The sequence below is a fragment of the Bacillus sp. FSL K6-0255 genome (assembly GCF_045040725.1).
Classification (GTDB): domain Bacteria; phylum Bacillota; class Bacilli; order Bacillales; family Bacillaceae; genus Bacillus; species Bacillus subtilis.
The window spans coordinates 346,641-368,628 of sequence record NZ_CP150278.1 but is presented as its reverse complement, the minus strand read 5'-3'; the positions used below and the strand labels follow the sequence as shown (position 1 = coordinate 368,628).

Sequence of the window (21,988 nt, the reverse complement as noted above, 5' to 3'; positions counted from 1 at the left end):
ACGCGATCAACATATTGCAACCCCTTATGTTCAATGCTATCTTTTTAGTTGATTAACAGATTGGGGGAAATATAGGTGAAATCATTCAAGCAATCCAAAGCCGTTATATTCAGTTTCACAATGGCTTTCTTTCTTATATTGGCAGCCTGTTCCGGCAAAAATGAAGCCGATTCCAAGGATACAGGCTGGGAGCAGATTAAGGATAAAGGGAAAATCGTAGTCGCTACATCAGGTACGCTCTATCCTACTTCTTATCACGATACTGACTCTGGCTCTGATAAGCTGACGGGCTATGAGGTTGAAGTTGTTCGTGAAGCGGCAAAACGCTTGGGGCTGAAGGTTGAGTTCAAGGAGATGGGCATTGACGGGATGCTGACAGCGGTGAACAGCGGACAGGTTGACGCAGCCGCGAATGACATCGATGTGACGAAGGACCGCGAGAAGAAGTTCGCATTTTCTACTCCATATAAATATTCATACGGCACGGCAATCGTCCGTAAAGACGATTTATCCGGGATTAAAACGCTTAAGGATTTAAAAGGGAAGAAAGCGGCTGGCGCGGCTACAACCGTCTACATGGAGGTCGCGAGAAAATACGGCGCCAAAGAAGTGATTTATGATAATGCGACGAATGAGCAATATTTAAAAGATGTTGCCAACGGACGCACTGACGTCATTTTAAACGACTATTACCTGCAGACACTTGCGCTCGCGGCATTCCCGGATCTCAACATTACAATTCATCCTGACATCAAGTACATGCCGAACAAACAGGCCCTTGTCATGAAAAAAAGCAATGCGGCACTTCAGAAAAAGATGAACGAAGCATTGAAAGAGATGAGCAAGGATGGCTCTTTGACTAAACTGTCGAAACAATTCTTCAATAAAGCAGATGTATCAAAAAAAATTGATGCCGACGTTCAGGACGTTGATTTGTAATCGGACGCCATGATCAATAGCATTCAATGGGAATATATTTTCAACACGAAGCTGGCTATTGAATCGTTCCCTTATGTCATAAAAGGCATTGGATATACACTGCTCATCTCTTTTGTAAGCATGTTTGCGGGAACTGTGATCGGCCTATTCATATCACTCGCCAGAATGTCTAAGCTTGCTTTGTTAAGATGGCCGGCGAAGCTCTATATCTCATTTATGCGGGGCGTTCCGATTTTGGTGATTTTGTTTATCCTTTATTTCGGGTTTCCTTATATCGGCATTGAATTTTCCGCTGTCACGGCTGCTTTAATCGGCTTTAGCCTAAACAGCGCCGCCTACATTGCGGAAATTAACCGTTCAGCCATTTCATCCGTCGAAAAAGGACAGTGGGAAGCCGCATCCTCGCTGGGTCTTTCCTATTGGCAGACGATGAGGGGCATCATTTTGCCGCAATCGATACGTATTGCGCTGCCTCCGCTTGCCAATGTATTGCTCGACTTAATCAAGGCGTCATCTCTCGCTGCGATGATTACAGTGCCGGAATTGCTCCAGCATGCGAAAATCATCGGGGGCAGAGAGTTTGATTATATGACCATGTATATTCTGACCGCTCTCATTTATTGGGCCATCTGCTCCATTGCCGCGGTCTTTCAGAATATCCTTGAGAAAAAATACGCTCATTATGTTTAAACAAACGTTTCATTAAAAAAAGCCGTTCCCCATGGGACGGCTTTTTTTCTATTGATTCAGCTTCCATTTAAACGGGTCCTCAAACAGCGACCAGTCGGAATCAAATTCATACTCAGTCAACAGGCATTGATCAAGCTCTTTCGTGATCGTTTCTTCATCCAGGTCAGTTCCGATAAAAACTAGCTGCGTTAGGCGGTCGCCGAACTCCGGGTCCCACTCCTCCAGGATTTCCGGCTCCTGCTGTTTGACTTGCTCCTGCTCAAGCTTCGGCAGCGCCGCCACCCAATAAGATACAGGCTCAATCGTAACCGACGGACCTGCTTGCGACATCAGCAAAGCGAGGTTGTTATGAGATGCGCACCAGACGATTCCTTTGGCACGTACCACGTTCTTTGGCATTTGATCCAACCAACGGTAAAATCGTGTAGAATGAAACGGCAAACGTCTCTTATATACAAATGAAGAGATACCGTATTCTTCTGTTTCCGGGGTGTGTTCCGCATGGCCTGCCGTCAGCTCTTGAATCCAGCCGGCCGATCCGCTCGCTTCCTCGAAGTTAAATAACCCTGTATGCAAAATCTCCTGTGGTTTTACATTTCCTTTGACGGAACGAATGAACCTGGCTCTTGGCTGCAGTTTACGAAGAACGTTTTCAAGCTGTTCGAGCTCTTGCTCGCTGACCAAATCACATTTATTTAAGATCAGTACATCGCAAAACTCAATTTGATCGATCAAGAGGTCGGCGATTTCTCTTTCATCCTTTTCCCCCAATGCTTCTTTGCGGTCCAGAAGGCTTTCGCCTGACTGATAATCATGCCAAAAACGGTTGGCATCAACAACCGTCACCATCGTATCCAGCTGACAGAATTTTGTAAGATCGATTCCCATCTCTTCATCGATATAAGAGAAAGTCTGGGCCACCGGGATCGGTTCGCTGATTCCTGTCGATTCAATGACGATATAATCAAACCGTCCGTCTTTTGCCAGCTTCTCAACTTCAATTAATAAGTCTTCGCGAAGCGTGCAGCAAATGCAGCCGTTTGACATTTCCACAAGCTTTTCATCTGTTCTGGAAAGGCCCCCTTCCTGCTTAACCAAGCCCGCGTCAATGTTCACCTCGCTCATATCGTTTACGATAACCGCTATTTTCAAGCCTTCGCGATTTTGCAGAATGCTGTTCAGCAATGTTGTTTTTCCCGCACCTAGATAACCGCTCAGTACGGTAACCGGAATTTTTTTCATAATAATGCCTCCATTAAAATAGAATGATTACGATTTAAATTGTATACTTTGCCGTATGTACAATGGTGTAGAGCAGCTTTTCGCGCTCATTTCTCGCTGCCGCCCGATTTATAAATCAGTAAAGGCTCCAACCGCGTTTAGTCCTTTTCCCCATCGCAAATCCCTGCCCCTTGCCGACATTCGGAAAACCGCAGCTTGCATAAAGCAATTGCTCCACTTGCGTTGCTGAACCGATGGAGAGCGCAAATATCTAATCAGAATGCGGCTTGTGTATCGTCTCCAGTTTTCAAGAGACGCTTCATGGGGATCAATGACAGCAAGATCCTTAGCCTTTACGCTTTTCACAGATACAGACAATGATAAGCCATTTATCACAAAACGTAATTGTTACGATTTAAATTGTATGGTCTTTTTTCCTTTTTGTCAACGGTTTTCAATTCAGCTGATCACCACTTTTGTATGTTCAGGGATATTTTCATATACCCATTTCGCATCTGGAATGGTCAGCCTGATACATCCGTGAGATGCTTTCGTTCCTAGTTTTTCTGCTTCCGTTTTGATGACTTTTTGATCCTTAGTCATTGGCACACTATGAAATAAAAATTCACCGTGATTTTTCCATGATACCCAGTATTCTGCGCCTTCCTGGTATCCTTCGGAGAAAAACCATTCTCCCCGTTCAGGCTCTACATAAAAGGTGCCCTTTGGCGTAGCATCATCTTTTGTTTGATCAAGACCAGAAGAGATCATCATTGTATAGATGGTGTTGCTTCCTTCCTTGATGTAAGCCTTCTGCTCCTTCACATTCACATCAATCCAGACATGCTTCTGTTTAATATCCGGGTATTCTCCGCCCGAAGGCTTTGTCCAATCAATGCTTGTTTTTGCTGTTTTTCGAACGTCCGTTATGTTTTCGACCGTTTTCTTTGTATTGATACTTGCGTGTTCTTCTGCATGATCGGAGCAGGCTGACTGGCATAAGAACTGCAATAATGAATAATGAGAGTTTCATATTTTATCCACTTCCATCGAAAAACGCAGCTTCGCGCAGGCATCGTGGAGATGGATCGATTCTTCATTGCGGCATTCAATCTCAAAGGCCGACACCCATTCAAGCTCAAACAAATCAGCAGCAATCAGCCGGACGAGATCCTCAACAAATCTCGGGTTTTCATAGGCCGTTTCTGTCACGGCTTTTTCATCAGGCCGCTTCAATACCGGATGCAGTCTCGCAGAAGCATTTGATTCTGCGGCGTGAAGCAAATCAGCTTTAACATCACTTGGCAGCGATGCGGCCGGGTGAATATCCGCCCAAATGCTGACCGTTCCCCTCTGATTATGGGCACTGTATTCGCTGATTTCCTTGGAGCAAGGGCACAGAGTCGTTACTTTTGCTGAGATGCCGGCACGCTGTTTAAACGGCTGATCTTTGCGATAGGTGACAGACATGAATATATCAGCATGCATCAAACCCGCTTTCTCAAGCTTCGGGCCTTTCCGTTCGAAAAACCACGGAAACCTCACTTCAACTGTGGCAGATGATGTGTCCATGTTTTCTGCAAGCTCTTTCGTAAATTGCTGAAGAGAGGAAAATGAGAGAACCCAACCATTTTGATGATAGACTTGCAGCAGCTCTGTTAACCGGCTCATGTTAATCCCTTTCTGATTTCTCGGCAAATTACAAGTCATTGTAAAGTTCGCAGCCGTTGTTTGCTCGGCAGGCATCATGGCAGAAGTGATTGTGACTGGATGGGACACATTAGCGACACCTACATGCTGAATGTCAAAAAAATAATCCTTCCTGATATTTTGCAGGTCCTTCATTTTCTCTTTTTCCACTGGTTTCTCGCCTTTGATCGGACTGACCGATCCAAAGTATTGAAGACGCTCCGTTTTTTTCGGGAGCAGCGTATGTTGATTCATTCAGAAAACTCCTCTCGCTAACAAATCGTAATAATTACTATTTATTTTGATCGGTTCACTGTTGAAAATCAAGAGAAAATAAAAAAGACACGCACAAACGCGTGTCCGTCAAAATCCTAAACATCCGCCGGGCTGCTTTCCGCGCTCCAGCTTTTCCGCCAGTAATAGCCTGCGGCAAGCACAAGTGCAAACGTCAGCAGCGCGATACAGGAAAACGTGATAAAACCGATAGCATATGTGCCTGTCATCTGTTTGAGAGATCCTAAGATGTTCGGCAGGAAAAACCCTCCGATTCCTCCGGCCGCACCGACGATTCCCGTCACCATGCCAATTTCTTTGCGAAAACGCTGCGGTACAAGCTGGAATACTGCGCCGTTTCCCATTCCGAGCCCCATCATTCCGACAAACAATAGAACAATAACCATTGAAAGAGATGGCAGGCTGCTGACTCCGGCCATACACAGTGCCACGATGACAAACAATACAGAAAGAACTTTCGTGCCGCCGACACGATCCGAAATCAAGCCCCCGACAGGCCGGAAAAAGCTCCCCGCCGCCACACATAATGTAACGAAGTCCCCTGCGTGAATTTTTGACAGCTGGTATTGATCAACAAAGAAAATAGATAAAAAGCTTGAGAGCCCGACAAATCCGCCAAATGTGACGCTGTACAGCAGGCAGAAAAACCATGTTTCCTTTTGCCCGAACACATGCAGATAGCTTTTGAGCGGCTGCGGAGCCGGCTGTGCAGGAGAATCCTTTGCCATGGATACAAAAAGAATAAAGACGATCAATAATGGAATTAGCGCAATTCCCATGACAATGTGCCAGCCGAACTGCTCTGCCAGACGAGGGCCAAACAGGGTTGCAAACAACGTGCCGCTGTTCCCCGCTCCGGCAATCCCCATCGCAAGTCCCTGCAAATGAGGCGGATACCAGCGGCTGGCCATAGGCAGCGCTACAGCAAAGCTTGCCCCCGCCACGCCAAGCAGAATCCCGATGGCATACAGCTCAGTCAGGGAACGGCCGCCGAATGTCCCCCAAAGCAGCGGAATCATCGTCACCAGCATCCCGATCACTGCCGTTTTTTTCGGTCCGATTCTGTCCGTTAAAATACCAAGAATGATACGAAACACAGATCCAGATAAAATCGGCACAGCTACGACAAGCCCTTTCTCAAAAGGAGACAGGCCAAAATCCTGAGAAATATAAACACCCAGCGCCCCAAGCATAACCCATATCATAAAACTGACATCAAAGTATAAAAAGGAACAGAGCAAAGTGAGTGGATGACCGCTAGTTTTCAGTTCCGACAGCTTCATAAGATTCCCCTTTCTAGACCCTCATTATTTTACATTTTCTGAATCAAGGATATAGGACCATTATTTTCTGGAAAAGACATGTGTAAGTTTTTGTGACACGTTTAATGCGTTAACAATGCATTGTGACATAATTTTTAATAGGAGAAAACTTACGAGCTTCGCCAAAGGAGGTCTGATACATGAAGAAACAAAGATTAGTGTTAGCGGGAAACGGCATGGCCGGAATCCGCTGTATTGAAGAAGTATTAAAGCTGAATCGCCACATGTTTGAGATTGTCATTTTCGGAAGCGAGCCGCATCCCAATTACAATCGCATTCTCTTATCCTCTGTATTGCAGGGTGAAGCGTCACTCGATGATATTACACTGAACAGCAAGGATTGGTACGACAAGCACGGGATCACGCTTTACACAGGCGAAACGGTTATTCAGATTGATACAGATCAGCAGCAGGTCATCACAGATCGGAAACGCACTCTGTCGTATGACAAATTAATAGTGGCAACAGGCTCCTCCCCTCATATTCTCCCTATCCCCGGGGCAGACAAAAAAGGTGTCTATGGATTTCGGACAATAGAAGACTGCCAAGCGCTGATGAACATGGCCCAGCACTTTCAAAAGGCTGCGGTAATCGGAGCCGGCTTATTAGGACTGGAAGCTGCAGTCGGTTTACAGCATCTCGGTATGGATGTCAGCGTCATTCACCACTCCGCCGGCATTATGCAAAAACAGCTCGATCAAACAGCGGCGCGGCTGCTGCAAACAGAGCTGGAACAAAAAGGCCTAACCTTTCTTTTGGAGAAAGACACCGTCTCCATTTCCGGCACCACGAAAGCAGACCGAATCCATTTTAAAGATGACTCTTCATTAAAAGCAGACTTGATTGTGATGGCGGCCGGCGTCAAACCGAATATTGAATTGGCTGTATCCGCTGGAATCAAAGTGAACCGCGGGATCATCGTGAATGACTTCATGCAGACAAGCGAACCGAATATCTACGCCGTTGGTGAATGCGCTGAGCATAACGGAACGGTGTACGGATTGGTGGCTCCGCTTTATGAGCAGGGAAAAGCGCTCGCCAGTCATATTTGCGGCGTTCCATGTGAGGAATATCAAGGCTCAGCACCATCAGCGGCGTTAAAAATAGCTGGAATCGATGTGTGGTCAGCAGGAAAGATCCAAGAGGATGAACGCACGACGAGCATCAAAATCTACGACGAACAAGCAGGAGTTTATAAAAAAGCGCTTTTTGTAGATGAAAAACTGGCCGGCGTTATTTTATTCGGAGACACCCGTGACAAGCAGCGGCTTCTCGACAGCCTCCTTAAACAACGAGACATCTCCATTGTCAAAAAGCAGATCATCGAACCGGAGACAAGCGGCCCTTTATTTGAATCCATGCCTTCCAGTGAAACGATTTGCCAATGCAACACAGTGACGAAAGGCGCGATTGAAGAAGCGGTGCACACGAATAGCTTAACAACTGTTGAGGAAGTCAAGCACTGCACCAAAGCCACTGGGTCCTGCGGAGGATGCAAACCGCTCGTTGAAGACCTTTTGAGGCACATGACCAACAGCGAATATACGAAGCCCGCCGGCACACCTTCGTTTTGCAGCTGTACTGATTTTACAGAAGACGACATCATCGCTGAGCTTCAGCGCAGGCCATTCACTAATCCGGCAGAAGTGATGAACCAGCTTGACTGGAAAACAAAAAACGGATGCAGTACTTGTGTTCCTGCGATTCAATACTATCTGGAAATGCTGTACCCTGGGTTTGTCCAGCCTGAGCCAGCCACTGAAGAGACATGCATCCTGATCCCGCAAATGTACGGCGGGCGGACAAACGCGGAGCAGCTAAGAACCATCGCCAACATCATTGAGGCATACAGCATTCCCGACGTATCCATCACTCACGGCCAAAGGCTGAAGCTTTCCGGGATCAAGCCTGCGGATCTCCCGAACATAAAAAAAGACCTGAAGATGCCCGTTTACACTAATGAACACCGACACGCGCTGCAAAGCATCAAAGCATGTACATGCGGGCAAAATCGATCAATTCAGCAGCTGGCAGCCCAAATCGAAAGACAACTTGAGATGCTTCCCTTACCCGCTCCCATTTCTATCAGCTTATCATGTGAAACAGACTGCACCGATGCCGCCCTGCAAGATGTCGGCGCAATTCGGAGACAAGCTGGCTGGGACATTCACATCGGCGGCGTCCGGGGAACTCATGCCCGTTCAGGAGCTTTGTTTTGCGTGACTGAGAACGAAGACAGCACTGCCGGCATGATCAAAGGACTGATCCAGTATTATCGGGAAACGGCTCATTACTTAGAAGGTGTTCATCAGTGGATAGACCGTCTCGGGATCGTTCATATCAGAGAAGTGCTATTCGAAGAAGACCTAAGGGCACAGCTGCTGGAAAGCCTCCAAACAGATCTGTCACTGATTCAAAACCCGACTGTAGAGACGGGTGCATATAAGAAAGGATGAGGCATTTTGACTGAACGACTGCTTAGATATTTCCGTGATAAACAGCAAGACGTCCAATCAGAAAAAACATATGACACTCAATGCCCGTTTTGCAGCATGCAGTGCAAAATGCAGCTCGTGGAACAAACCATCGTCACGCGCAAAAAGTACACTGCGATCGGGATTGATAATCCTACAACACAGGGTCGGCTATGCATGAAGGGCATGAACGCCCACCAGCATGCCCTGAACTCCTCCCGCATCACCCGGCCGCTGCTGAAGAAAAACGGCGAGTTTATGCCTGTTTCCTGGGAAGAAGCACTGAATTACATTAAAGACCAAGTGACAATGATCCAAGTAGAACACGGCCATGACGCTATGGCGGTATACGGAAGCGCCTCGATTACAAATGAAGAGGCGTATTTGTTAGGGAAATTCGCACGGGTGGGCTTACAGACAAAATACATCGACTACAACGGGAGGCTTTGTATGTCCGCCGCAGCAACCGCAGCCAACCAAACATTCGGAGCCGACAGAGGCTTAACGAATCCCTTATCTGACATTCCCCACACCCGTGTGATCATTCTGGCCGGCACAAATATCGCGGAGTGCCAGCCTACGATTATGCCGTATTTTGAAAAAGCGAAAGAAAACGGAGCTTACATCATTGCCATTGATCCGCGTGAAACAGCGACAACAAAAATTGCCGATCTTCATCTGAAAATCAAACCCGGCACAGACGCCGCCCTTGCCAACGGTCTCGTCAAAATCATCATTGACGAACAGCTTATAAACGAGGATTTCATTCAATCACGAACAAATGGATTCGAAGAGCTGAAGCAGCATACTGACTCGTTGAACCTGAATGACATCGCCGAACAGACGAGTGTCTCGCTGGTGGATATAAGAAAAGCTGCTGTGAAGTTTGCCAAGGAAACGTCCGGCATGCTGTTTACAGCCCGCGGGATTGAACAGCAAACCGATGGAACAGCGGCTGTGAAAGGCTTCTTAAACATGGTGCTGATCACAGGAAAAATCGGCAAACCTTACTCGGGCTACGGGGCGATCACCGGACAAGGCAACGGGCAAGGCGCCAGAGAGCATGGCCAAAAAGCCGATCAGCTTCCAGGCTACCGTTCTATCGAAAACGAAGAACACCGGGCGCATATTGCGAAAGTGTGGGGAATCCATCAGGATGAACTCCCGCGAAAAGGTGTCTCAGCCTATGAAATGATGGAAAAAATCAATGACGGCGACATCAAAGGACTGTTCCTCATGTGCTCCAACCCTGCTGTCTCCAGCCCAAATGCGAATCTCGTGAAAAAGGCTTTAAGGAAACTGACATTCTTTGTTGCAATCGATTTGTTTATTTCTGAGACTGCGAAATACGCAGATGTGATTTTACCTGCCTCCTCTTACTTAGAAGATGAAGGCACCATGACAAATGTAGAAGGACGCGTGACATTAAGAGAAGCAAGCCGGCCATGCCCCGGCGAAGCAAAGCATGATTGGCAGATCATTTGTGATCTCGCATCCGCTCTCGGCAAGGGCCGCTACTTTTCTTATACGTCAGCGGAGGATATTTTTAATGAATTGAGAGAAGCGAGCCGAGGCGGGATTGCCGATTATTCAGGCATCTCATACGGCAGGCTCAGACGTGAAGGCGGCATTCATTGGCCGTGTCCGGAATCTGATCATCCCGGAACTGGGCGCTTGTTTACAGAATCATTTGCTCATCCGGATCAAAAAGCGGCATTAAGTGTGATTCCAAACGAACCACCTGTTCCAAAAGAGAAGCCGACAGCCGATTATCCGCTTTATTTAACGACAGGCAGAGTCATGTCTCACTACTTAACAGGCGTCCAAACAAGAAAAAGCGCCGCCCTTGCCGCGAGACATTTTGAATCGTTTATGGAAATCCATCCGCAAACAGCAGCGACCTACAATATCGAGGACCGTGTACTGGTAAAAATAGAATCGCCGCGGGGAAGCATCACCGTCCGCAGCAAATTATCAGAACAAATCAGAAAAGATACTGTTTTTGTTCCCATCCATTGGGCAGACGCTCAAAATGTGAATGATTTAATCGGGGAAGCCTTAGATCCAGCCTGTAAAATGCCCGGTTTTAAGGTATGCGCCGTCCGAATCAGACCTATTTAAATTTTTCATAAAATTTTTAGAACTTTTCGTATATTTTGTTACATTTTATAACATGTATCTTAAATATTCCTTTTTGCTGTGCTACGCTGGAAAAAACATTGATAAGGAGCGGATCATCTGATGGGAAAAAAACAGCTAGTTCTTGTTGGTAATGGAATGGCCGGGGTAAGGGCCATTGAAGAGATACTGAGTATTGCTAAAGACGAGTTTCAGATCACAATTTTCGGTGCCGAACCGCATCCCAATTACAACCGAATCCTTTTGTCAAAAGTGCTTCAAGGCGATACAGATATTAAAGATATTACGTTAAACGATTGGGACTGGTACGAAGAAAACAACATTCAATTGTATACAAATGAAACAGTCATCAAAGTGGACACGGAAAACAAAACAGTCATCACAGATGCAGACAGAATCCAGCCTTACGATGAATTGATCCTGGCGACAGGCTCGGTCCCTTTTATCCTTCCGATTCCGGGCGCAGACAAAAAAGGCGTCACAGCTTTCCGGGACATAAAAGATACAGACACAATGCTCGCCGCGTCAAAACAATATAAAAAAGCTGCCGTCATCGGCGGAGGACTTCTTGGTTTGGAAGCAGCTCGCGGACTACTGAATCTTGGCATGGATGTGTCCGTCATCCACCTTGCCCCATTCCTGATGGAGCGCCAGCTTGATGCAACGGCAGGACGCCTGCTGCAAAACGAGTTAGAAAAACAAGGTATGACCTTTTTACTTGAAAAGCAAACAGAAGAAATTGTCGGTGACGACCGTGTCGAAGGCCTCCGATTCAAGGATGGCACAAGCATTGAAGCTGATTTAGTCGTCATGGCTGTCGGCATCCGCCCAAATACAACGCTCGGGGCCGAGAGCGGCATTCCGGTTAACCGCGGCATCATCGTCAACGATTATATGCAGACTGAAATCCCGCACATTTACGCGGTCGGCGAATGTGCCGAGCACCGAGGAATCGCCTACGGGCTTGTGGCGCCGCTGTATGAACAGGCAAAAGTGCTGGCAAAGCATATGTGCGGCATCGAAACAAAACCGTATGAGGGCTCCGTTCTCTCCACACAGTTAAAGGTATCAGGCGTCGAGGTCTTCTCTGCCGGTGATTTTAACGAATCAGAGGAGAAAAAAGCGATTAAAGTCTTCGATGAGCAGGACGGCATCTATAAAAAAATCGTCCTGAGAGGCAATCAAATTGTCGGTGCTGTTTTATTCGGCGACAGCAGCGAAGGCAATCGCCTGTTTTCTATGATTCAAAAAGAAGCCGATATCTCTGAAACCTCTAAAATATCAATCTTACAGCCCCTCAGCCAGGAAGCAGGCACAAGCATAACCGCAGCGATGAGCGACGATGAAATCATCTGCGGCTGTAACGGCGTGTCAAAAGGTGCGATTATTCAAGCCATACAGGAAAAGGGCTGCTCGTCAACGGACGAAATCAAAGCATGCACCGGCGCATCCCGCTCATGCGGAGGCTGTAAGCCGCTCGTAGAAGAAATCCTCCAGCATACGCTCGGATCAGACTTTGATGCGTCAGCGCAAAAAGAAGCCATTTGCGGCTGCACCACATTGTCGAGAGATGAAGTCGTAGAAGAAATCAAAGCCAAAGGGCTGTCACATACAAGAGAAGTCATGAATGTGCTCGGCTGGAAAACGCCAGAAGGCTGTTCTAAATGCCGGCCCGCTCTGAACTACTACTTAGGCATGATCAATCCAACCAAATACGAGGATGACCGGACATCCCGCTTTGTTAATGAACGAATGCACGCCAATATTCAAAAAGACGGAACATACTCAGTCGTTCCTCGGATGTACGGCGGCGTGACCAACTCCACAGATTTGCGCAAGATCGCCGATGTCGTTGACAAATATGAGATCCCGCTCGTGAAAATGACAGGCGGCCAGCGAATTGATCTTATCGGCGTGAAAAAAGAAGACCTTCCGAAGGTATGGGAAGATCTTGATATGCCATCGGGCTACGCGTACGGAAAAACGCTCCGCACAGTGAAAACATGTGTAGGCGAGCAATTCTGCCGCTTCGGCACACAAGACTCCATGGCACTGGGCATTGCGCTTGAGAAAAAATTCGAAGGGCTGAACACGCCTCACAAAGTCAAAATGGCCGTGTCTGCCTGCCCGCGAAACTGTGCGGAATCCGGCATTAAGGACCTTGGCGTTGTTGGCATCGACGGAGGCTGGGAGCTTTATGTCGGCGGAAACGGCGGAACCCATTTGCGTGCCGGCGATTTGCTGATGAAGGTGAAAACAAATGAAGAAGTCTTAGAATACGCGGGCACTTACCTGCAATATTACAGGGAAACCGCAAACTATCTGGAGCGTACGTCCGCATGGCTTGAGCGCGTCGGTTTATCCCATGTCCAATCCGTGTTAAACGATCCGGAAAAGCGGCAGGAGCTGAACGGCCGAATGAATGAAACACTCTCTGTCCACAAGGATCCGTGGAAAGACTTTTTAGAGGATAAACAAACTTCTAAAGAATTATTTGAAAATGTCGTGACCACATCATAATGACAAAAACTATCATTGAGGAGGAATGGACATGGTAAACAAAGACGTAACAAAAGTATGTATCGGAAAAATTGAAGAATTGCCTGAACAATTAGGCAAAACAGTGTATATTGAAGATAAGGAGCTCGCGGTTTTCAAGCTTTCAGACGGAAGCATCCGCGCCATTGAAAACCGCTGTCCGCATAAGGGCGGCGTCCTGGCAGAAGGCATCGTCAGCGGTCAATATGTTTTCTGCCCGATGCACGACTGGAAAATTTCCTTAGAAGACGGAATCGTCCAAGAACCTGACCACGGTTGCGTCAAAACATATGAAACGCTGATCGAAGGAGAACATGTTTATCTCGTATATTGATCAAAAGACCGGATCACTTTTCTAGTGGTCCTTCATTTTTTACAGTGACGGAAGGATGACATGATCATGAAGAACGGAATCGTATATTTCGTGGGAGCCGGACCCGGCGACCCAGGCCTGCTCACCATCAAAGGAAAACAGGCGCTCGAGGAAGCAGATGTGATTTTATATGACCGGCTCGCCAACCCGAAGCTGCTCGAATTTGCATCACCGGACTGCCAGTTTATTTATTGCGGAAAACTGCCAAACCGCCATTTTATGAAACAAAAAGAAATTAACGCCCTGCTGGTTGAAAAAGCATTAAATGGGTTAACCGTCGTTCGCTTGAAGGGCGGAGATCCGAGCGTATTCGGCAGAGTCGGCGAGGAAGCAGATGCTCTTCATGAGCACGGCATTCGCTATGAAATGGTGCCGGGAATCACCTCTGGAATTGCAGCGCCGCTATATGCGGGCATCCCCGTCACGCATCGGGATTTTGCATCGTCTTTTGCCATGATTACAGCGCATGATAAATCATTAAAAGGCACGCCGAACCTTGACTGGGAAGGGCTTGCCCGAAGCGTTCAAACCCTTGTTTTTTACATGGGTGTCAAGAACTTGTCTTATATTTGCCAGCAGCTTATTTCATACGGGAAATCGCCTTCTGTCCCTGTCATTGTCATCCAATGGGGAACGTGGGGCCGCCAGCGGAGTGTGAAAGGAACACTTGAGAACATTCAGCAAAAAGTGCAGGAACACCAGATTACAAACCCTGCGATTATCGTCATCGGAGACATCGTCAACTTTCAAACACACAGCTGGTTTGAAAGCAAACCGCTCATCGGACGGCATTTGATGGTTGTGACTCATGGCGAAGATGAAGACCCGCTTGCAGACAAGCTGCGCGATTCCGGCGCCGATGTCATCGAGTGGCCGAAATGGCGGACCGAAAACATGCCTGTCAATGAAGACATTCTTCGAAAAATTGGCACCTTTGAAGACGTTTTTTTCAAATCGCGCCGGGCAGTTTGTGAATTTTTCAGAGCACTGGCTTCTCAGAAAATCGACATCCGCCAGCTGACAGCCAAACTGAGTGCAGCATCTGAGCAAGCAAAGACAGAGCTTGAGAAACGGGGCTTTCTTGTCACCGCCATTCAGCCTGATTCAGAGAAACGTCTTGTTGTCGGGAGCCGCCATGCAGTGGAAAACATGCAAAAGCATGAATCCTGTTCGTTTTATATCACTCATGAAAACGTCATAGATGACCGGTTCACCCACATGATTCAGCGTACCATCAGTGAATCCCCGCTGCACATGGTCATTTGCCCGAACAAGCTGTCCGTTCAGCAATTGATCAATGGTGGCGAACAAATTGGCATTTCGCCGGAATTGTCAGCAAGCCGGCCCCCTATCGTCTGTATAGGCGATGACTCAGCTGCCGAAGCTTATGGATTCACAGCTGTACAAGAACAGGATGAATTGCTAGCTTTCATTCAGAATCAACAGACGCAGAAAAAGCTCCTTCACAGCTGATGGCTGGCAGCCCTTTCCCCCAAGGGCTGTTTTATTTATGTACCAATTTTTTATGATGGGTGGAATACATCGCCATATTCTCGGCCTTAGGGTCCAGATAAGCCTTGGCACTGTTGACTGCTGTCGGGCCTTCGGTAAAGCCGCCGGCAATTAATCTCAGCTTGCTTTCATAAAAAGCCGCATCGCCCGCCACAAACACGCCCGGAAGATTCGTTCGCATATGTCTGTCAGCTTTTACCCTTCCTTCTTCAATCTCCAGCCCCCACTCCATCATCGGCCCTAGATCAATTTTGAAGCCATGATTAATGATCAGCTCATCAACCTCTATATCTTCCCTTTGGCCTGATTCAGCATGACAAATCGTCACGCTTTTGATGCGCTCTTCATCGCCGCTCAGCTGCTCTAGACAATAAGGAGTAAGCACCCGCACCGATGATTGTTTCATTTTCGTCACGCTGCTTTCCATTCCTCCGAATTCCTCGCGGCGATGAACGACAGTCACAGACGCCGCAATCGGTTCAAGCTCATTAGCCCAATCAACCGCAGTATCTCCGCCGCCTGATATCACCACGCGCTTATCTTTAAACGCATCGAGCTTCTCCACTCCGTAATGAAGATTTTTGCCCGCATATCGGGCCGCATCCTCGCTGTCAAACTCATTGACCTCAAGTGTACCCATGCCGCAAGCCAAAATCACAGTTCTTGTATAGTGCTTTTCCCCTTCGGAACCCGTCAGTACAATGGTGCCGTCATCCAGGCGTTCAAACCCGGTCACACGCTGATTCAATACGATATCAGGATCAAACGTTGCCGCCTGCTCCTTCAGCTGCTCGATCAGCTGCTTTCCCGCAATCCCCGGTATGCCGCCGATATCGCGAATGATTTTCTCAGGAAAGAATAAAGACACCTTCCCTCCGAGCTTCGGCAAAAATTCGATTACCTTTGTTTTCAGCTCCCGCATCCCGCAGTAAAAAGCAGTAAACAGCCCGATCGGCCCCCCGCCTATTATCGTAACGTCATATACCTCTTGATTCTCAGCCATCCGTCCTGCCTCCCGTTCACATCTATATCAAATCATTTTAATTGAGAATGAATATCAATACAAAGTATATCATATTTCACGAGCCTGTGTTTATTCATTTCTTCACCTTGTGGTCAATTGCTGAAAACTCTATAATAGGACAAATGGGAGTAACAGATGAAAAGACAAGTCGAAACGATCACCTTTGATGGCAGTACACTAGAATATTCTGTGACAGGCAAGGGAACTCCGATCCTTGTCATGCATGGCGGGCATTCAAATTGTTACGAGGAATTCGGATACACAGCGTTGATTGAGCAAGGGTATTCCATCATTACGCCTTCAAGGCCCGGCTATGGACGAACGTCAAAAGAAATTGGAAAAAGTCTTGCCAACGCCTGCCGTTTCTATGTGAAATTATTAGATCATTTACAAATCAACAGTGTCCATGTGATCGCCATCTCAGCAGGAGGGCCGAGCGGCATATGCTTTGCCTCACATTATCCGGAAAGAGTAAATACATTGACCCTGCAATCCGCAGTCACCAAAGAGTGGCTCACCCCAAAAGACACTGAATATAAATTGGGGAGAATTCTCTTCCGCCCGCCGGTGGAAAAGTGGATATGGAAGCTGATTTCTTCTTTGAATAACGCTTTCCCGCGTTTGATGTTTCGAGCTATGAGCCCCCAATTCAGCACGCTTCCGTTTCAGCGAATCAAGTCCTTGATGGATGAAAAAGACATGGAAGCATTTCGGAAAATGAACAGCCGGCAACGCTCGGGTGAAGGATTTCTGATTGACTTGTCACAAACCGCCGCTGTCTCTTTAAAAGACCTGCAAGCCATCATATGTCCCGTGCTGATTATGCAAAGTGTTTATGATGGATTGGTTGACTTGTCACATGCACATCATGCAAAAGAGCACATTCGTGGCGCTGCTCTCTGTTTGCTTCACTCATGGGGACACCTGATTTGGCTCGGAAAAGAAGCTGCAGAAACAGACAGTATCCTACTCAGCTTTTTGGAATCCTAACCAAAGTGAAACGATCCTTTCCCCTCCTCCGTCAAACAAGCAGTGCCTTTTTTTCTGGTATCATAAGAAAGGCAGCTTAACATGAGCGGAGGTTTTATTGTGACAGCACAATCATCTTTTCTTCAGCTGAATTCTATTTTTATCAGCATTTTAATAGAAGCCATTCCGTTTATTCTGATTGGCGTCATACTTTCCGGAATCATTCAAATGTTTGTTTCTGAAGAAATGATTGCAAGAATCATGCCGAAAAACCGTTTTCTCGCCGTTTTATTCGGTGCGCTGGCCGGCGTTTTATTTCCCGCCTGCGAATGCGGCATCATCCCGATTACGAGGCGGCTTCTGTTAAAGGGAGTTCCTCTGCATGCGGGGGTTGCTTTCATGCTGACCGCGCCTATCATTAATCCTATCGTTTTATTTTCTACTTATATTGCGTTCGGGAATAGATGGAGCGTTGTCTTTTACAGAGGCGGACTGGCTCTCGCCGTTTCGCTGATCATCGGGGTCATCTTATCCTATCAATTTAAGGATAACCAGCTTTTAAAGCCTGATGAACCCGGGCACCACCATCATCATCACGGCACCGTGCTCCAAAAACTGGGCGGGACCTTGCGGCATGCCATTGATGAATTTTTCTCCGTGGGGAAATATTTAATCATCGGCGCCTTTATCGCAGCCGCTATGCAGACGTATGTCAAAACATCCACTCTGCTTGCGATCGGGCAGAATGATGTATCCTCTTCCCTCGTGATGATGGGTCTGGCGTTTGTCCTGTCGCTTTGTTCAGAAGTTGATGCGTTCATCGCGTCTTCCTTCAGCAGCACATTTTCATTAGGATCGTTAATCGCCTTTCTCGTCTTTGGCGCAATGGTGGATATTAAGAATCTATTGATCATGCTTGCGGCCTTCAAAAAACGATTTGTTTTCCTGCTGATTACATACATTGTCGTGATTGTTTTAGCGGGATCACTACTGGTAAAGGGGTGATTGGGTGTTTCGTCTATTGGTGCTGATGGGATTTACGTTTTTCTTTTATCATCTGCATGCCTCAGGAAATCTAACAAAATATATCAATATGAAATATTCCTATCTGTCCTTTATTGCGATCTTCCTGCTGGCTATTCTGACCGCCGTCCAAGCGTATCTATTTATCAAGTCGCCTGAAAAAAGCGGGCATCACCATGACCATGATTGCGGATGCGGCCATGATCACGAGCATGACCATGAACAAAACAAGCCATTTTATCAGCGTTATTTGATTTATGTTGTTTTTCTTTTTCCTTTGGTGTCAGGCATCTTCTTCCCGATTGCAACGCTTGACTCATCCATTGTCAAAACAAAAGGGTTCTCGTTTAAGGCGATGGAGAGCGGAGATCACTACTCCCAAACACAGTATTTGCGGCCTGATGCCAGCCTTTATTACGCGCAAGACAGCTATGACAAACAAATGAAACAGCTGTTTAATAAGTATTCCAGCAAAAAAGAGATTTCTCTGACCGATGACGATTTCCTAAAAGGAATGGAAACCATCTATAACTATCCGGGTGAATTTCTCGGACGGACGATAGAATTTCATGGATTTGCTTACAAAGGAAACGCAATTAACAAAAATCAGCTGTTCGTATTAAGGTTTGGCATCATTCACTGTATCGCTGATTCCGGCGTGTACGGGATGCTTGTGGAATTTCCGAAGGACATGGACATCAAGGATGATGAATGGATTCACATTAAGGGCACTCTGGCCTCAGAATATTACCAGCCATTCAAGTCAACTCTCCCTGTCGTCAAAGTAACTGACTGGAATACCATTAAAAAACCTGATGATCCGTATGTTTACAGAGGATTTTAAGTGAAGACGAAACCAGTACAAGTACTGGTTTCTTTTTTATTTCTTTTTCATCAGCATCAAATCGAGATAGAGCTGGCACCGCGTTCTGAAATCGCTTAAATCGATCGACGTCATCTCAGTAATCTGTTTGATGCGGTAATTCAATGTATTTTGGTGAATAAACAGCTGTTCTGCCGCTGGTTTTGTTTTGCAGTTGTTGAGGAGATAGATTTCCAAGGTTTTGAGCAGCTCAGTGCTGCTTTCTTCGTCTTTTGCTTTTAATAAAGCTAAATCTTTATTCTCGTATTCTAAAAATTCATTTTTCTGTTCGATGCTTTCTAAATAGCGGTAAATGCCGAGTTTGGCATATTCATATGGAATGTTTTCCTGATTGCCGGTGATTTCTGCGGCTTTGATGACTTCAAGTGCTTCTGTGTAGCTCTTGCCAAGTTTTAATAGGTGATTATATTCGTTTCCGATACCGATATAAATAGGGGTAGGTATTTTTTGAAAGTGAAAATGTGTTAACAGCTTGTTAATAAACTCAGAAGCTGCTGAGGAGACGGAGCTTTTTTGGGAAAAACTCGCTACGACGATGACAATGTTTGATTCGATCGTTAAGACATGACTGACCTTATCCCGTAAATTCAGGTACGACCTGATATTTTCCTTTAAATCCTCAACCGCTTCCCCATCCCCATTTGCGGCGTGCAGGATAACAACTGAAAACATGGAAGGCAGCACGGTGTTGATCCTTTCAGCTTCCCGTCTGAGTTCCTTCTCAGAGGTAAATTGCTGATAGATCGCCCGTTTGATGAGATCCTCTGCTTTTTCTTCCTTTTCCTGTTTCAATTTATTCGTTTTATAAATGATTTTCCCGACATGGAAGGAGGTCTCGTACAAAAAGTCGAGCTCTTCATCCGTCAGATTTTGGTCCAGCTCCTGAATCCAGATGTAGCCCATGACTTCCCCTTTGTGCTTTGCACTCACGACCACCCTCTGGTTTAACCCAATGCTTTCAATTTTATTGACGCGAAAAGGCTCAGGCTCTGTTTTCAATTTTTCAATAATTCCGTCCTTCAGAAACCTCTCAAAAATCTGGACCGGACACTTTTTCGAAAAAATAGTCTGCTGGTTGGCAGAATCAAAATGGTTAATATAGTAAGAATTATAGGCTAACAAAAAGAAATCCGCGCTTTCCAGTATCACTGGCTTTTGCAGTTCATAGCTAATAAAATCAATTAGCTTATCAACATCTGAAAATGAAAAAACTCTCTCTAAAAGCTCTTCCATACCTTTTTCTCCTATACTTTTTTTACTTTAATCATATCCATACGGGGTCTTTTTGTATAGAAAAAAATACGTTTGTTTCCAAAAGAAAAAAATGGCCGCTTAAAAGGAGAAAAGAGGAAAAAGGGACAGCCCCTTCCTCCTCCTTTCGATCTTTATTGCGACATTGTATCTTGGTAGTCGTTGAACTGGTCTGTGACAGCTTGTGACGGAGCCTGCGTCAATATGCTGACAAAAAAGACAGATAATAGACTCGCAGCAAAACCAGGTATCATTTCATACAGAAAGTCCGAAAGACCGGCATTCGCCCAAATGATTACAGTCGCTGCTCCCACAATCATGCCGGCGAGTGCCCCCCATTTGGTCATTCGTTTCCAAAACAGACTGAGCAGTACAACCGGCCCGAATGATGCACCGAAGCCCGCCCACGCGTAGCTGACCAATCCAAGGATGGTGTTATTTTTCTCCCAAGCCAGAACCAACGCGACAATTGAAACAGCCAGAACAGCCAGTCGGCCTAAAAACACCAGTTCTTTATCTGAAGCTGAGCGTCTGAACATCGACTTATACAAATCTTCTACCAGTGAGCTTGATGTCACAAGCAGCTGGGAAGAAATTGTACTCATAATCGCGGCCAAAATCGCTGAAATCAGAAAACCCGTGATAATCGGATGGAACAAGATATTCCCTAATTGAATAAAAATCGTCTCTGGGTCCTTCAGTGTCATGCCGCGCTGATGGTAATAAGCGATTCCGCCCAAACCGGTCAGCACTGCGCCTACTGCAGACAAAATCATCCAGCCCATCCCAATTCTGCGCGCTCTTTTGATCTCTTTTACGGACGTTATCGCCATAAAACGCACAATAATATGCGGCTGGCCAAAGTATCCCAGCCCCCAGGCAAACAAAGAAATAATGCCAAGGACGCTCGTTCCTTTGAAAATATTAAACATATCAGGATCTACAGAGCGGATTTCAGCAACTGTATCACCTGCTCCTCCCGTGTGGAAAAACGTAACGATCGGCACAAGAATGAGTGCGGCAAACATAATGATCCCCTGAACAAAATCTGTCCAGCTGACTGCCAAAAAGCCGCCAAACAGGGTATATGCCACAACAACACCCGTCACAATCCACAGGCCGGTGTGATAATCCATCCCCAAGATGCTGTTGAATAAGACGCCGCCGGACACCATTCCGGACGATACATAAAACGTGAAAAAGACTAAAATGACAATTCCCGAAAACAGTCTGAGAAGCTTTGTTTGATCTCCGAAGCGATTTTCCAGGAATCCGGGAATTGTAATAGAATTCCCCGCTTTTTCAGTATAGGTTCTCAGCCGCGGTGCGACGTAAAGCCAGTTCGCCCACGCTCCAAGGCAAAGTCCGATGACGATCCAAGCGCCGCTCAGACCAGTAGAAAACATGGCGCCCGGAAGCCCCATTAGCAGCCAGCCGCTCATATCGGCAGCGCCGGCACTGAGAGCGGTTACTGCCGGACCCAAAGAGCGTCCTCCCAGCATATAATCCGTCAGATTCGACGTACGCTTGTAAGCAAAGTAGCCGATTAGCAGCATTCCCGCCATATAAATACAAATCGAAATAATCAGCTGTGTGTTTTCTATGGCACTTCCTCCTCTTTTTTATAGTATATGGATGAAATGGACA

General features: G+C 46.5%; 16 protein-coding genes and 2 pseudogenes. 10 read left to right on the top strand and 8 right to left on the bottom strand.

From position 1 onward, the window contains the following. The first annotated feature begins 75 nt into the window (after nucleotides 1-75). Together MHB62_RS01955 and MHB62_RS01950 are read left to right on the top strand one after the other, a co-directional pair. Nucleotides 76-939, top strand: a complete 864-nt coding sequence (locus MHB62_RS01955) for a transporter substrate-binding domain-containing protein (RefSeq protein WP_029727074.1) — start codon at nucleotides 76-78, stop codon at nucleotides 937-939. A 9-nt stretch (nucleotides 940-948) separates the two neighbouring features. Then, nucleotides 949-1,629 carry an amino acid ABC transporter permease gene (locus MHB62_RS01950; RefSeq protein WP_003234624.1) on the top strand — a complete coding sequence of 227 codons (681 nt, stop codon included), beginning with the start codon at nucleotides 949-951 and terminating at the stop codon, nucleotides 1,627-1,629. Between the two features lie 48 nt (nucleotides 1,630-1,677). On the opposite strand, the gene zinU is transcribed toward MHB62_RS01950, so the two are convergent. From zinU to MHB62_RS01925, 5 genes and pseudogenes are all read right to left on the bottom strand, one after another. Next, the gene (gene zinU, locus MHB62_RS01945; protein ID WP_003234625.1) at nucleotides 1,678-2,871 is read right to left on the bottom strand and encodes a zinc metallochaperone ZinU; all 1,194 of its coding nucleotides are present in this window, start codon (nucleotides 2,869-2,871) and stop codon (nucleotides 1,678-1,680) included. Between the two features lie 27 nt (nucleotides 2,872-2,898). After that, nucleotides 2,899-3,072: pseudogene (locus tag MHB62_RS01940) on the bottom strand (hypothetical protein). Between the two features lie 237 nt (nucleotides 3,073-3,309). Further along, nucleotides 3,310-3,883 (bottom strand): annotated as a pseudogene (locus tag MHB62_RS01935) (L,D-transpeptidase). Beyond that, nucleotides 3,880-4,794: a GTP cyclohydrolase FolE2 gene (gene folE2 / locus MHB62_RS01930; RefSeq protein ID WP_032722899.1), complete on the bottom strand. Its 915-nt coding sequence runs from the start codon at nucleotides 4,792-4,794 to the stop codon at nucleotides 3,880-3,882. The pseudogene MHB62_RS01935 and the gene folE2 overlap by 4 nt, the downstream one beginning before the upstream one ends. Before the next feature lie 116 nt (nucleotides 4,795-4,910). Continuing rightward, nucleotides 4,911-6,116, bottom strand: a complete 1,206-nt coding sequence (locus tag MHB62_RS01925) for an MFS transporter (protein ID WP_032722897.1) — start codon at nucleotides 6,114-6,116, stop codon at nucleotides 4,911-4,913. 179 nt (nucleotides 6,117-6,295) lie between these two features. On the opposite strand from MHB62_RS01925, the gene nasB reads away from it, so the two are divergent. From nasB to cobA, 5 genes are all read left to right on the top strand, one after another. Beyond that, entirely contained in the window at nucleotides 6,296-8,611 is a 2,316-nt protein-coding gene (gene nasB, locus MHB62_RS01920; protein ID WP_032722896.1) for an assimilatory nitrate reductase electron transfer subunit NasB, read from the top strand. Between the two features lie 6 nt (nucleotides 8,612-8,617). Then, nucleotides 8,618-10,750: an assimilatory nitrate reductase catalytic subunit gene (gene nasC, locus MHB62_RS01915; RefSeq protein ID WP_019712387.1), complete on the top strand. Its 2,133-nt coding sequence runs from the start codon at nucleotides 8,618-8,620 to the stop codon at nucleotides 10,748-10,750. Nucleotides 10,751-10,870: 120 nt separating this feature from the next. Beyond that, entirely contained in the window at nucleotides 10,871-13,288 is a 2,418-nt protein-coding gene (nasD, locus tag MHB62_RS01910; RefSeq protein WP_019712386.1) for an NADPH-nitrite reductase, read from the top strand. A gap of 31 nt (nucleotides 13,289-13,319) precedes the next feature. Next, entirely contained in the window at nucleotides 13,320-13,640 is a 321-nt protein-coding gene (gene nirD / locus MHB62_RS01905; protein WP_003246252.1) for a nitrite reductase small subunit NirD, read from the top strand. Between the two features lie 60 nt (nucleotides 13,641-13,700). Then, complete coding sequence (gene cobA, locus MHB62_RS01900) at nucleotides 13,701-15,152, top strand: uroporphyrinogen-III C-methyltransferase (RefSeq protein WP_080015511.1); 1,452 nt, start codon at nucleotides 13,701-13,703, stop codon at nucleotides 15,150-15,152. 31 nt (nucleotides 15,153-15,183) lie between these two features. Here cobA and ffoR read toward each other — a convergent pair whose 3' ends face one another. Beyond that, entirely contained in the window at nucleotides 15,184-16,194 is a 1,011-nt protein-coding gene (gene ffoR / locus MHB62_RS01895) for a ferredoxin--NADP(+) reductase (RefSeq protein WP_019712384.1), read from the bottom strand. A gap of 156 nt (nucleotides 16,195-16,350) precedes the next feature. Here ffoR and MHB62_RS01890 point away from each other — a divergent pair, with 156 nt between their 5' ends. The 3 genes from MHB62_RS01890 to MHB62_RS01880 all read left to right on the top strand — a co-directional run bounded on the left by MHB62_RS01890 (nucleotide 16,351) and on the right by MHB62_RS01880 (nucleotide 19,051). Further along, complete coding sequence (locus MHB62_RS01890) at nucleotides 16,351-17,205, top strand: alpha/beta fold hydrolase (protein ID WP_019712511.1); 855 nt, start codon at nucleotides 16,351-16,353, stop codon at nucleotides 17,203-17,205. 99 nt (nucleotides 17,206-17,304) lie between these two features. Beyond that, entirely contained in the window at nucleotides 17,305-18,189 is an 885-nt protein-coding gene (locus tag MHB62_RS01885) for a permease (RefSeq protein ID WP_080015519.1), read from the top strand. 4 nt (nucleotides 18,190-18,193) lie between these two features. Beyond that, complete coding sequence (locus MHB62_RS01880) at nucleotides 18,194-19,051, top strand: TIGR03943 family putative permease subunit (protein ID WP_015252860.1); 858 nt, start codon at nucleotides 18,194-18,196, stop codon at nucleotides 19,049-19,051. A 36-nt stretch (nucleotides 19,052-19,087) separates the two neighbouring features. Here MHB62_RS01880 and putR read toward each other — a convergent pair whose 3' ends face one another. Together putR and putP are read right to left on the bottom strand one after the other, a co-directional pair. After that, entirely contained in the window at nucleotides 19,088-20,323 is a 1,236-nt protein-coding gene (gene putR / locus MHB62_RS01875) for a proline utilization transcriptional regulator PutR (protein WP_003234651.1), read from the bottom strand. A 152-nt stretch (nucleotides 20,324-20,475) separates the two neighbouring features. Next, nucleotides 20,476-21,930 (bottom strand): sodium/proline symporter PutP, encoded by a 1,455-nt coding sequence (gene putP / locus MHB62_RS01870; protein ID WP_072175235.1) that lies wholly within the window; start codon nucleotides 21,928-21,930, stop codon nucleotides 20,476-20,478. Nucleotides 21,931-21,988: the final 58 nt, after the last annotated feature.

Coding starts and splice junctions, on each gene's coding strand:
- folE2 (WP_032722899.1), bottom strand. CDS start 4,794: ATGAATCAACATACGCTGCTCCCGAAAAAAACGGAGCGTCTTCAATAC.
- ffoR (WP_019712384.1), bottom strand. CDS start 16,194: ATGGCTGAGAATCAAGAGGTATATGACGTTACGATAATAGGCGGGGGG.
- MHB62_RS01950 (WP_003234624.1), top strand. CDS start 949: ATGATCAATAGCATTCAATGGGAATATATTTTCAACACGAAGCTGGCT.
- MHB62_RS01925 (WP_032722897.1), bottom strand. CDS start 6,116: ATGAAGCTGTCGGAACTGAAAACTAGCGGTCATCCACTCACTTTGCTC.
- nasB (WP_032722896.1), top strand. CDS start 6,296: ATGAAGAAACAAAGATTAGTGTTAGCGGGAAACGGCATGGCCGGAATC.
- nasD (WP_019712386.1), top strand. CDS start 10,871: ATGGGAAAAAAACAGCTAGTTCTTGTTGGTAATGGAATGGCCGGGGTA.
- MHB62_RS01890 (WP_019712511.1), top strand. CDS start 16,351: ATGAAAAGACAAGTCGAAACGATCACCTTTGATGGCAGTACACTAGAA.
- putR (WP_003234651.1), bottom strand. CDS start 20,323: ATGGAAGAGCTTTTAGAGAGAGTTTTTTCATTTTCAGATGTTGATAAG.
- cobA (WP_080015511.1), top strand. CDS start 13,701: ATGATCATGAAGAACGGAATCGTATATTTCGTGGGAGCCGGACCCGGC.
- zinU (WP_003234625.1), bottom strand. CDS start 2,871: ATGAAAAAAATTCCGGTTACCGTACTGAGCGGTTATCTAGGTGCGGGA.
- nirD (WP_003246252.1), top strand. CDS start 13,320: ATGGTAAACAAAGACGTAACAAAAGTATGTATCGGAAAAATTGAAGAA.